Consider the following 11,132-nt stretch of genomic DNA (forward strand, 5'->3'; position numbering starts at 1 on the left):
TATAGAACATATCTATTGATTTATTTAACTTCATTTCCTCCATCCTATCCATGGCCATCCTAAATAACGATTCATCCATTAGTGCCTCTGACACTATTTTTGATACATCCTTCAAATGCTCATTATTCATGGTATTTTTTAAATTCTTCATGAAATGGAAATGGCAGTACTGCCACAGTGATTGTAGAAATGATTCCATTATAATATTGAATTTCACCTCACTAGTCCATATTCTTCTAGGCATTTACATTACCCCTTTTATATATTTATATAAATCATTCGTTATATATCTTTAGATGTGTTTAAGTTTAAACCATCCATAACCAATAGTTTCTATGGATATTGGTTTTAAATTGTATACCAACATTAATAGAAAAAGCAGGAAATAGGCAAAAAAATTAAAATAATTTTATTGACAGTGGGGCATAGGCATAATATATTATAATTTATATGTAAGAATATGGATTTATATAATAATTTATATTGCTATTTATATGAAAATAGTTGATGCAAAAACATATATATTAGATATACCGGTGGATACAATAAAGGATTCCCAATATACAGTAAATAAAATAAATCTTATTGTATTAAAATTATCAACAGATGACGGCATTGATGGTTATGGATATAACTGGAATACAGCCTCTGGAATGGATTTACCATATAAAATGTTTAATAAATACATAAAAAATGTAATAATAGGCGAGGATCCTTTTATGAGATTAAAAATAATGGATAAGATAACTAATGTAAATAATTTTGGTTGGGACCCTAGATTGGGAATTAACGGTCTTGGTGTGTATATTTTATCCATGGTTGATATGGCTCTCTGGGATATATTATGCAAAAAAATGGATATGCCATTATATAAGGTTCTCGGTGCAAAATCTGATATAGTTGAGGCATATAACACACATGGAGGATGGCTTTCATGGCCACTGGATAAATTAGTAGAGAATGCAATGGAACTAAAAAATGAGGGCTACAACTCGATAAAAATAAAGGTTGGTAGTAAAAATACAGATGATGATTATGAGCGTATAAAGGCTGTAAGAAATGCTGTTGGCAATAAAATGAAAATCATGATAGACGCCAACACAAAATGGGATCTCGAAACAGCAATAATGATGTCAAATAAGTTATATGAATTTAATATATATTGGCTTGAGGAGCCATTAAATTCACTTGATGTAAGATCGCATAAAATATTGAGAGAGAAAAGCAGAATTCCAATAGCACTTGGTGAATCATTGAACAATGAATATATTTTCAGGGATTATATAATAAATAATGCTGTTGATATAATACAGGTTGATGCAACAAAAGTTTCCGGCATAACAGAATGGTTAAAAATTGCAAACCTTGCGGAGGCATTTGGCATAAATGTTTATCCACATACCAATATACAGCAGCCATTGCATGCCCAGTTAGTTCTATCAGTAAAAAATGGAAGGATGGTGGAGCATGTCCCATGGCTTCTTGATGTCTGGAAATATCCATTAAAGCCTGAAAACGGTTATTTCCATTTAAATAATATAAAGGGTGCAGGAACTGAAATAAAAGAAACGGCAATTGAGAAATATTCAGTTAAAAAATTATTATAATAATGTAATTACATGAAAAATATGTGTGATGTCCTGAAATAAGTTACCTAATAAATTTATTTATTTTTATATAACCTTACCTCTTTTTTCTTAATATGCCATTAATGTTGTTGCCACGGGCTTGTTATTTATAGATAATGGCATATGCCTTCATTTAAAATTATAATTATACCATCCCACCCCTCGCTGTAAAATAAACCCTTAATGAGTTAATTGTATAATTTAACTTTTCTAAATTACCTTTGTTTGTGGATGGTCTATTCCTGTCAAGTTTTCTATATTGTAATGTTTATATGGTAACTCCATTCGAGACATGATAAAATTTTTTTTTAAGATTATGTATTGATATATTCTTATAAAATATCAGTTTTGCTTAATTCTGACGATATCTTATGCGGGCAGATTTTGATCTCGCACTTGTTACATATTATGTTTAATTTTACCGGTGAATTGATAACTATTCTATTTATTCCGGGTATCTCGTCTATTTCCCTGAATATATTTTTATCTATTTCACTATAAAAAATAATTCTTATAAAATTAGATTCAAGATCAGAATTCATGGAATACATTTCCTTAATATAAGAAGAATATTTTTTAATCAGGCACATTACCTCCCATAATACCTTTGGAAATGATCCTATATTTATATAGATTGTTACTATCTCATAGCCCATTAACAGCGATATTTTTGATATATCCGGTATAACCGATATATTTTCCATTATGGTTCTAACCACATCATTTTTATTAATAAACTTAATTGTTTCATATAACGTTCTCCTATTTACATTAAGTGCGTTTGCAAGGCTGCTTATTGAAACCTCAACATTATTTAAAAAAAGTTTGTCTCCCTTAACGGATATACCATTATTGTAAAGTGCCTGAACTATCTTTTTTTTTACGGGGTATTCCTTTAGGTATTCGTTTAAGACCAGCAGCATAAATATCATAAAGATTGAATGATATATATACTTATATAATTTTAATCTTAAGACTACAATCAGCGCGTTTGTTAATACTCTTATTATTTATCCAGATTTGAATATTGTATCTTAATTATATGAGGATATTAAATTATCGGCAATCTGTACCTTAATATAATTCAGGAAATTCATTCCCATCATAAATTCAGTGGTTTAATTTCTGGTATATTTATTTATAAAAGGCTAATAACGAATAGATTATATACATTTTAAACATAACATTATAAATGATAATTGATATTATCATAATATAATCAATCAAATAAATAACAACGGTGATAATAGTGAATGTCGATCCAAATATAACCAAATACCTAATTAAGGCTAAAATAATAACTGATGGTGTTGTTGAAAAACCTGATGTGGTTGGTGCAATCTTTGGCCAAACCGAGGGTTTACTTGGTGATGAATTAGATTTAAGGGACCTTCAGAAGAGTGGAAAGATTGGCAGAATAGAGGTAGAAATTGATACCAAGAAGGGCAGAACTGAGGGGTTTGTGTTAATTCCCTCCGGCCTTGATCAAGTTGAAAGTTCCATACTTGCCGCAGCCCTGGAAACTATAGACAGAATAGGTCCATGCAAGGCCAAGGTTGAAATAGAGGATGTTGAGGATGTAAGAATTAACAAGCGTGACAGGGTAATCCAGAGGGCAGAGGAATTATATAAAAAAATGGGTGAGAATGGTAAGAGCCTTAGCGAGAGCATAATTCAATCTGTCAGAGAGGAGGTTGAGAAAAAGGAAATAATATCATATGGTGAAGAACATCTGCCTGCAGGTCCTGCAATTAACAATTCCGACTCAATAATAGTTGTTGAGGGCAGAAATGATGTTCTAAATCTGTTAAGATATGGTATAAAAAATACAATAGCAGTTCAGGGAACAAGTGTGCCCAAAACCGTCAAGGAACTCTCAAAATCCAGAACGGTAACATTATTTGTGGATGGAGACCATGGCGGGGATTTAATAATAAAAGAAATGCTTCAGGTGGCAGATGTTGACTTTATTGCCAGGGCCCCACCAGGAACAGAGGTTGAGGAACTTACATATAAACAGATAGTGAAGGCCTTAAAATATAAAACTCCAGTTGAACAGTATCTTGAATCACACGGCATGATAGAAGAGCTAAAAGAATTTACCGAAAAATCAAATATGGAAAAACAGAAGATTGAGGAAAACAATAAATTAGATCATCAGGAAAAACACTCCGAAAAGCCTGCAGAAAAAGAGGTAAAAGAATCCAGATCAGATTCAAGGGAAGAACATAAAAACGAAGATAAGACAAATCATAAAGAACAGGTTAAGGAAGTACAGGCCTCAGAAGCCACTGTCCAGGAAGTGGAGGAGATAAAGAGGAATATAAATGACCCAAAATTTATAAAGAATAAACTGGAGGAATTATTTGAGGAAAAGAACATGGAAATATTTGATCAGGATTCAAATTCATTAGGGAAATACCCAGTATCAACCGGCGTTGATATGCTTGATGGTATTACCGGAGCAAATACATTAATCACAGGTGGAATAATTACACAGAGATTAATAGATACTGCATATACCATTGGAATCAAAAACATCTATGGCATGAAGATAGGCCATGTGACTAAAAAGCCTGAGAATATAAGGGTGGTTACATGGGATCATATGTAAATCTTAATGATTATCCAGATACCTCATATGTTAAAATTCCAACAAATCCACTTGATAGGGTTATAGGCCAGCCAGAAGCCGTTAGGCTTGCATTACTTGCCGCAAAACAGCGTAGAAATCTACTGCTTGTTGGTCCGCCAGGTGTTGGTAAATCCATGATAGCACAGGCCATGTCATTTTATATTGAAAGACCAAGGGAAGAGATCCGGGTTGTTCATAATCCTGCATATCCGGAGAGACCATTTATAGAGGTAAAAACTATAGATGAAATAGAGAAGGAAAAGAATGAGCTAAATTCTATAGAAGGCCAGATTATAGATCCAAAGGACGCACCCCAGAACGTTGCCGAGCGTTTAGGCTATCGCTGCCCGCACTGTGGATTTTATTCCCCACCAACTGAAAATATATGCCCAAACTGTAATAACAGTAAAATTATAAACAGTGCACAGGGTCCATTTAATGACGTTTTTAATGTTATAGGCGTTGCTTTTGGAGTTAATAACACAAACGACAGGGTAACACAAACAAGAAGAATAGGGGATAAAGAGGAAATAGTTGTTTACGAAAAATTTGGGGATAAAATAAGGGTCCTTGATGAGAAAACACTTGAAAAAAGAAGAAAAATGGAGAAAAAAAGTCCAAGCAAGGTAATAGTTCCAATAGATAGAAATCCCTTTGTACTTGCAACAGGTGCAAGTGAAACTGAACTTTTAGGGGATGTTAGGCACGATCCCTATGGTGGTCATCCACAGCTTGGGACGTTACCATATGAAAGGGTTGTTGCCGGTGCAGTACATATGGCCCATGAAGGTGTTCTTTTTATTGATGAAATCACACATTTAGGAAATCTTCAGAGATTTATATTAACTGCAATGCAGGAAAGAAAATTCCCGATCATAGGCAGGAATCCACAGAGCGCAGGTGCAAGTGTAAGGGTTGACGATGTTCCAACCGATTTTATACTTGTTGCAGCATGTAACATACAGGATTTACAGTACATATTAAGTCCATTAAGGTCAAGAATTATCGGTAATGGTTATGAAATACTTATGGAAATAGCAATGCCAGATAATCCCCAGAATAGACTAAAATACCTGCAGTTTATAGCCCAGGAAATAAATATAGACGGAAAAATACCACACATGACCATGGATGCTGCCAGAATAATTATAGAGGAGGGCAGGCGCAGGGCAAAGGAAGATCATAAGGAAAACTCACTTACATTAAGACTTAGGGAACTGGGCGGTCTTATAAGGGCCGCAGGAGACATGGCAGTGGAAAAGCAGCACAAGCTCATAGAAAAAGATGATGTTAAGGAGGCGCTTTCACTTTACATACCGGTTGAGGAGAAAATAAAGAAGTACTATGGAAGCATGTATAATGCCATGAATCAGGAGGCTACAGGATCTCAGAAGGGTGAATATAATACATATTATAACTATAATGATGATAGAACATATCAATAAATTTATCTTTAATTATAAAATAATTTTTATACTCACAAAATAATTAATATTTGTTAAGCATCCTGATTAAAATGACATTGATTATTACATTTGTTACAGTATACGTGGCATTATTTGCCATAATGAATCCGATAGGCGCAGTGCCGGTTTTAATATCCCTAACAGACGGATACACAATAAAAGAAAGGAAGGATGTAATAAGAAAGGCTGTTTACACAGCATCAGGAATGATTTTTGGATTTATGTTTCTTGGAATATACATTTTTGACATTCTTGGAATTAATTTGTATGATTTTGAGATAGCAGGAGGCGCACTTCTGTTTAAGGTTGGTTTTGATATGCTTCAGGGAAAAATATCACAGACCAAAATGACGCAGGCAGAAAAGGAGGAGTCATCTGAAAGGGAGGCAATTGCCATAGCACCCCTTGGCACCCCACTTCTTGCAGGCCCTGGTTCAATAACCACTGCTATTATATTTTTCAATGAAGAGAACATTGCATTAACATCCAGATTCATAACTATAATAGCAATAGTGCTTGTTCTCATTTCATCTTTTATTATTCTTAAATATTCAGTTAAGATATTTGAAAAAATTGGAAAAACAGGGTCTATAGTAATTTCCAGAATAATGGGATTGTTACTTACAGCAATAGCTGTCGATCTAATAGCAAACGGGATAATACATATATTTAATGTTTAAGTATTTCAAAAATTTCATTATAATTATCTAAAGTTAACTGTCCTGGCGCTGTGCTTTCTTTAAATTTTGCATAGCCGATATCTGAAACAGTTATTAGGGAAAATACCCTTAAAAAGCTATTTTTATCTCCCATTGGTATAAAGGCCATTTCCTTATTGGTTCTTTTTTTGAAATCCATTATTATTAAAAGGTCCCTGAGGAATTTTTCATAATCATTATAATTTAAGGCTATCTTGTAAATATCAGGATTGTGCATCTCCATTTTTTTTAATATATTTTTTACATCATCGTTATTATTACCATGATATGATAGCATCAACCTAGATTTCTGAAAATCATCTCTTTTAAAATAAAAGTTGGAAATATCAATATCTATTATTGGTGCCCTGTTAAATGCATATGAATATACTTTTATTATATCTGCTATTTTGCTACCACGGTATGTAAATATGTAATTTATTTTGTTTTCATTCATGTAAGAAATAATATTCTCTGGGTTTTTATCATTTAATTCAAAAAGATCGAATCTTATTTCATAATTATTATTTTTTTTTAAAATACCTGAGTCAAAAGCATTTTTAAGTTCATTAAAGGATTTAAAATATATGGATATGTATATATTATGCAGGTTATTAATATCAGCCGTCATCCAATGTTATAATAATACAACAATAATAAATGTTATTCTTTGAGTTTAGATAAGGTTTTAACTAAAAAAAGAATATACATTTATGGATATGATAGAAATTAAGAAAGGATCTAAGTACAGGGTTATATCCGGCAGCGGTGATGATAAACCAATGATTACTGATGGGGAGTACGTTGGTTATGCAATACTTGGTGAGGAGGGCGCTCTTGGTTTTCGTGTTCAGGATAACAATTCACAAAAAATTCGCCTTATACCAATTAACTCAATAGCATACATAGAGTTCGATGAGGAAAACCTTGTTATAAAAAATAAGGATGAGGAAAAGGATAAAACAAACTATATAGTTTAAAAAATTTTATTTTAACATTGCACAGCACATCTCTTCATATATCCTTTTACCATTAAATATACTGTTATAGAGGCATACCCTGTCAATTTTTATCTCGCAGTTTATTTTTATTTCTGGCAGTTCTAATTTTCTTTTAAATCTATAAATTGTAATATGTGGTTTAAAATTATTATTTTTAACCCCCAAACTATTAATTATGTCATAATAAATTTTATCGAGGCCATTGCCTGTAATGTCCAGATATCCAATATTTGCACCTTCCTTTTTGGGAAAGCCGCTTAATCCCTTAATATGTATTTTTACTGCACCCTCATCGATATTTTTTATAATATCACATACCATTTTTGCATATTTTTTATCTATATTCCCAAGGAAGTAATATGTAATATGAAGCAGATTTAAATCAACCTTCTTTCCCGGAAGTTGTATTCCATTGTATAATTCCTGGCTTAAAGTTACCGGCGATGCTATAAAACACCTCATCCTATCATTTTTGTTAATCATTTTATATTGTAAAACCATGTCAGAATAAAAAAATTTTGACATCTTAATAATCAAATTATTAGCATATATTTTTAACACTTTATAACAAAATATTAATACAGATTTTTGCTTAGAGTTCTAATGTTATATCCGCATTATCTCCAATCATTTGCACCGTACATAACTTTATTATTGCTATTTTTGGATGGTTATATATTTGGCTTTATAGCTAAAAAATCAGTTTTAGCAGTTATATTATTACTAATAGCACTAATTATTGGTATTTTTCTCGGTATGGTTTTAATAGGCGTGCCATCATTGGCCACCATAATTTCATTTACCACGCATTATCTATCAAATTTTGCTCCCATATTTCATCTTGGTTCAAATACCGTAATTTTATTTGTGCTAATTTTTATAATAGGTCTTGCCCTAGGGATATGGAAATCATAAAAAAATTTGGATAAATATAATTTAAAGCCATCGGAGGGTTTCGATCCCCCGACCTGCTGATTACAAATCAGCTGCTCTACCAACTGAGCTACGATGGCAGTAATACCATTATTAAAACGCATTATTTAAAATTTTTACTTTTGGTTTTTATTTCAGGATTAAAATTTAAAAAATTTATAATTAAATAATTATTTTTATTCTTCGTGGTTATATGCTTCCATTACATATTCCGCAAACTGGTCGTCAGGGTATGCTCCAACAAAAGTAACATCATCATTTATCACTATATGCGGTACTGCAGAAACACCAACATCTGAGGCTTCCTGATCGAACTCAAGAGATTCTATCATCTCTCCTTTTATGTTTTTGTTAAGCAGCGCAAATTTATGTGCTGTTCCAACGGCCCTTGGGCAGTACTGGCATGTTGGTGTTACATAAACCTTTATTGTGATTGGTTTATCCACCTTTGAAATCAGTTCAACAGCCTTTTTGGACACATCAGCATCACCTATTGAAACATTTTCAAGGTCCTCTATTAATGATCCGAATTCATATCCTGAGGGAATACCGTAATAAACTATCCTGCCATCCACGACACCTTTTGGGGCCACTATGGTAGCTGGATACTTTTCAACGCCGTACTTTTCAACAAGATCTTTATCGGTCTCATATACATATTTTACCAGATTTATCTTGTCGCTTAATGTGGCAACCTCCTCGGCAAGCTGTACTGTTTCCTTGCAGTATTTGCAGTCTGTATTATTGGATGTAAATACAACCAGATCCACAGGGTTTTTTAGCTTTTTTGCAAATTCATCCATTAGGTATTTTTTATCTTCATCTCTTATCAATGCCATATTTATCGATTAAGTATTTTAAACTACTATTTAAAGATTTCTGCACAAATTTGTGTACTATATTTATTATATGATTACATTAATATATAATCTTGTCATATTTTAAAGAATGACCGAAAAGCTATATTATACAGATATGTATGGAACTGAGTTTGATGCAAAAGTTGTTTCTGTTGATGGAAATAAGTTTATATTAGATCGAACTTTATTTTATCCAACCAGTGGTGGTCAGCCAAATGATACCGGTACGGTTAATCAGGATGGCACAACATACAACGTTATAGATGTTTATAAGGAGGGCGATGATATTATTCATGTTTTAGATCCCAATTCATCGTTAACCCCAGGAGCCCATGTGCATGGAAAAATAGACTGGGATAGAAGATACATACACATGCGGTATCACACAGCTGTGCATATAATTGATGGTGTTGTTAATAATAATTACAGTGATGAAGGTCTTATCACCGGGGGTCAGATTTATGAGGATCATGCAAGGGTTGATTTCGATTTTAAAGAGATTGATAGGGAAAAAATATCTAAAATCATAGATGAGGCCAATGATATAGTGAATAAGGGCCTAAAAGTTTTTCAGAGGGATATATCCCGTGATGAGGCTCTAAATATTCCCGGTCTTGCCAGAACAGAGCCAGGAAGAGAATTAATAAAGAAACTTGATCATGTACGTATAATTGAAATAGAGAATTTTGATTTTCAGGCTGACGGTGGAACACATGTTAAAAATACCAGAGAAGTGGGAAAAATAATAATGGGAAAAATAGAAAACAAGGGAAAGGGCCATAAAAGATTAAATTTCAGTTTAGAATAAAAAGTTTCTAAACTTAATTTTTATTAGTTAATTATACTGCCATTTTTCAATATTTGCAAGGTTTTGAATTGTATAATTATATACATTTGTACAATATTTATATACAAAAATTCATTATAATTAATAAAATAGATAACTTTATTAGCTACTTGTGTATATGAAAGGGATAAATATGGAAAATAAAATGCCTTTAATTGGTGAGAAATTTCCAGAAATGGATGTTGTAACCACGCAAGGTGCCAAGAAGCTTCCTGACGATTATTCAGGAAAGTGGTTTGTATTATTCAGCCATCCTGGCGACTTTACACCTGTATGTACAACAGAATTTTTTTCATTTGCACAGAGAAGCGATGAATTTAAAAAATTAAATACAGAACTGATAGGATTAAGCGTTGATTCAAAGATATCACACATGGAATGGATAAACTGGATTCATGATAATTTAAAAATAGATATAAAATTCCCAATAATAGCAGACCCTATGGGAAATGTTGCAAGGAATCTCGGCATGATACATGCAGAATCAGCAACATCAACAGTAAGGGCGGTATTTATAGTCGATAATAAATCAACTGTTCGGGCAATATTATATTATCCACTTGAAATAGGAAGAAACATATCTGAAATACTGAGAATGATAAAGGCATTGCAGATGGTTGATAAATTTAAAATAGCAACACCTGCAAACTGGCCAAATAATGAACTAATAAAATCAGCGTTTATAAATCCTCCACCAGCAACAATGAATGATATACCTGAAAGAATGAAAAAATACCGCGGCTATGCATGGTGGCTCACATACCAGGATGCTCCCGAGGAGGAAGTAAAGGAGGCCAAGAATTTATCAAACACGGAGTGAGAAATATGCCAGTTTATGAATCAGAAGGCAGTCTGGATGAGAGAACAAAGGACCTTTCAAGGGCGAGGCAGTCACTAATAGAGGAAATGCAGGCAATAATGTTCTATGATGAGAGGGCATATGCAACAAAGGATAAAAATCTTAGGGATGTAATAGAGCATAACCGTGATGATGAGAAGGAGCATTTTACATTATTACTTGAATACCTTAGAAGAAATGACCCGCAGCTTGATAGGGAATTGAG

Annotated in this window: 13 protein-coding genes, 1 tRNA gene and 1 pseudogene; 9 read left to right on the top strand and 6 right to left on the bottom strand. The window is 32.9% G+C overall.

All coding sequences use genetic code 11. The annotated features are described in order from the left end of the window. Positions 1-244, bottom strand: a pseudogene (locus AOG54_RS09745) (hypothetical protein); the annotation flags it as partial. 250 nt (positions 245-494) lie between these two features. Here AOG54_RS09745 and AOG54_RS06745 point away from each other — a divergent pair. Continuing rightward, positions 495-1,607 carry a mandelate racemase/muconate lactonizing enzyme family protein gene (locus AOG54_RS06745; protein WP_048101793.1) on the top strand — a complete coding sequence of 371 codons (1,113 nt, stop codon included), beginning with the start codon at positions 495-497 and terminating at the stop codon, positions 1,605-1,607. A gap of 353 nt (positions 1,608-1,960) precedes the next feature. On the opposite strand, the gene AOG54_RS06750 is transcribed toward AOG54_RS06745, so the two are convergent. Further along, complete coding sequence (locus AOG54_RS06750) at positions 1,961-2,560, bottom strand: hypothetical protein (protein WP_052656782.1); 600 nt, start codon at positions 2,558-2,560, stop codon at positions 1,961-1,963. Positions 2,561-2,877: 317 nt separating this feature from the next. Here AOG54_RS06750 and dnaG point away from each other — a divergent pair, with 317 nt between their 5' ends. The 3 genes from dnaG to AOG54_RS06765 all read left to right on the top strand — a co-directional run bounded on the left by dnaG (position 2,878) and on the right by AOG54_RS06765 (position 6,409). After that, positions 2,878-4,242: a DNA primase DnaG gene (gene dnaG / locus AOG54_RS06755; RefSeq protein WP_048101860.1), complete on the top strand. Its 1,365-nt coding sequence runs from the start codon at positions 2,878-2,880 to the stop codon at positions 4,240-4,242. Continuing rightward, positions 4,227-5,708, top strand: coding sequence for an ATP-binding protein (locus tag AOG54_RS06760; protein ID WP_048101792.1), 1,482 nt, complete (start codon positions 4,227-4,229; stop codon positions 5,706-5,708). The genes dnaG and AOG54_RS06760 overlap by 16 nt, the downstream gene beginning before the upstream one ends. A 71-nt stretch (positions 5,709-5,779) precedes the next feature. Then, positions 5,780-6,409, top strand: coding sequence for a MarC family protein (locus AOG54_RS06765; protein WP_054963971.1), 630 nt, complete (start codon positions 5,780-5,782; stop codon positions 6,407-6,409). On the opposite strand, the gene AOG54_RS06770 is transcribed toward AOG54_RS06765, so the two are convergent. After that, positions 6,399-7,058 carry a type I 3-dehydroquinate dehydratase gene (locus AOG54_RS06770; RefSeq protein ID WP_048101790.1) on the bottom strand — a complete coding sequence of 220 codons (660 nt, stop codon included), beginning with the start codon at positions 7,056-7,058 and terminating at the stop codon, positions 6,399-6,401. The genes AOG54_RS06765 and AOG54_RS06770 overlap by 11 nt on opposite strands. Before the next feature lie 82 nt (positions 7,059-7,140). On the opposite strand from AOG54_RS06770, the gene AOG54_RS06775 reads away from it, so the two are divergent. Then, positions 7,141-7,407, top strand: coding sequence for a hypothetical protein (locus AOG54_RS06775; protein ID WP_048101789.1), 267 nt, complete (start codon positions 7,141-7,143; stop codon positions 7,405-7,407). 6 nt (positions 7,408-7,413) lie between these two features. On the opposite strand, the gene AOG54_RS06780 is transcribed toward AOG54_RS06775, so the two are convergent. Continuing rightward, entirely contained in the window at positions 7,414-7,911 is a 498-nt protein-coding gene (locus AOG54_RS06780; RefSeq protein WP_162200876.1) for a 2'-5' RNA ligase family protein, read from the bottom strand. 120 nt (positions 7,912-8,031) lie between these two features. Between AOG54_RS06780 and AOG54_RS06785 the strand changes: the two genes are divergently transcribed. Beyond that, the gene (locus AOG54_RS06785) at positions 8,032-8,343 is read left to right on the top strand and encodes a hypothetical protein (protein WP_048101787.1); all 312 of its coding nucleotides are present in this window, start codon (positions 8,032-8,034) and stop codon (positions 8,341-8,343) included. 25 nt (positions 8,344-8,368) lie between these two features. Here the strand turns inward: AOG54_RS06785 and AOG54_RS06790 are convergent. Both AOG54_RS06790 and pdo read right to left on the bottom strand, forming a co-directional pair. Next, positions 8,369-8,441 (bottom strand) — tRNA-Thr (locus AOG54_RS06790). A gap of 96 nt (positions 8,442-8,537) precedes the next feature. Further along, positions 8,538-9,200 (bottom strand): protein disulfide oxidoreductase, encoded by a 663-nt coding sequence (gene pdo, locus AOG54_RS06795; RefSeq protein WP_048101786.1) that lies wholly within the window; start codon positions 9,198-9,200, stop codon positions 8,538-8,540. 109 nt (positions 9,201-9,309) lie between these two features. On the opposite strand from pdo, the gene alaXM reads away from it, so the two are divergent. The 3 genes from alaXM to AOG54_RS06810 all read left to right on the top strand — a co-directional run. Continuing rightward, positions 9,310-10,029 (top strand): alanyl-tRNA editing protein AlaXM, encoded by a 720-nt coding sequence (gene alaXM / locus AOG54_RS06800; RefSeq protein ID WP_048101785.1) that lies wholly within the window; start codon positions 9,310-9,312, stop codon positions 10,027-10,029. A gap of 172 nt (positions 10,030-10,201) precedes the next feature. Beyond that, complete coding sequence (locus AOG54_RS06805; protein ID WP_054963972.1) at positions 10,202-10,888, top strand: peroxiredoxin; 687 nt, start codon at positions 10,202-10,204, stop codon at positions 10,886-10,888. Between the two features lie 5 nt (positions 10,889-10,893). Further along, on the top strand, positions 10,894-11,132 hold a 239-nt coding region (locus AOG54_RS06810), incomplete at its 3' end, for a ferritin family protein (protein WP_055032551.1).

It is taken from the genome of Acidiplasma aeolicum (genome assembly GCF_001402945.1).
Lineage (GTDB): Archaea > Thermoplasmatota > Thermoplasmata > Thermoplasmatales > Thermoplasmataceae > Acidiplasma > Acidiplasma aeolicum.

Excerpts from the sequence above, each read along its gene's own strand:
- AOG54_RS06775 (WP_048101789.1), top strand. The coding sequence starts at position 7,141 with ATGGATATGATAGAAATTAAGAAAGGATCTAAGTACAGGGTTATATCC.
- AOG54_RS06780 (WP_162200876.1), bottom strand. The coding sequence starts at position 7,911 with ATGATTAACAAAAATGATAGGATGAGGTGTTTTATAGCATCGCCGGTA.
- pdo (WP_048101786.1), bottom strand. The coding sequence starts at position 9,200 with ATGGCATTGATAAGAGATGAAGATAAAAAATACCTAATGGATGAATTT.
- AOG54_RS06785 (WP_048101787.1), top strand. The coding sequence starts at position 8,032 with ATGTTATATCCGCATTATCTCCAATCATTTGCACCGTACATAACTTTA.
- AOG54_RS06760 (WP_048101792.1), top strand. The coding sequence starts at position 4,227 with ATGGGATCATATGTAAATCTTAATGATTATCCAGATACCTCATATGTT.
- AOG54_RS06745 (WP_048101793.1), top strand. The coding sequence starts at position 495 with ATGAAAATAGTTGATGCAAAAACATATATATTAGATATACCGGTGGAT.
- alaXM (WP_048101785.1), top strand. The coding sequence starts at position 9,310 with ATGACCGAAAAGCTATATTATACAGATATGTATGGAACTGAGTTTGAT.
- AOG54_RS06750 (WP_052656782.1), bottom strand. The coding sequence starts at position 2,560 with ATGATATTTATGCTGCTGGTCTTAAACGAATACCTAAAGGAATACCCC.
- AOG54_RS06805 (WP_054963972.1), top strand. The coding sequence starts at position 10,202 with ATGGAAAATAAAATGCCTTTAATTGGTGAGAAATTTCCAGAAATGGAT.
- AOG54_RS06770 (WP_048101790.1), bottom strand. The coding sequence starts at position 7,058 with ATGACGGCTGATATTAATAACCTGCATAATATATACATATCCATATAT.
- AOG54_RS06765 (WP_054963971.1), top strand. The coding sequence starts at position 5,780 with ATGACATTGATTATTACATTTGTTACAGTATACGTGGCATTATTTGCC.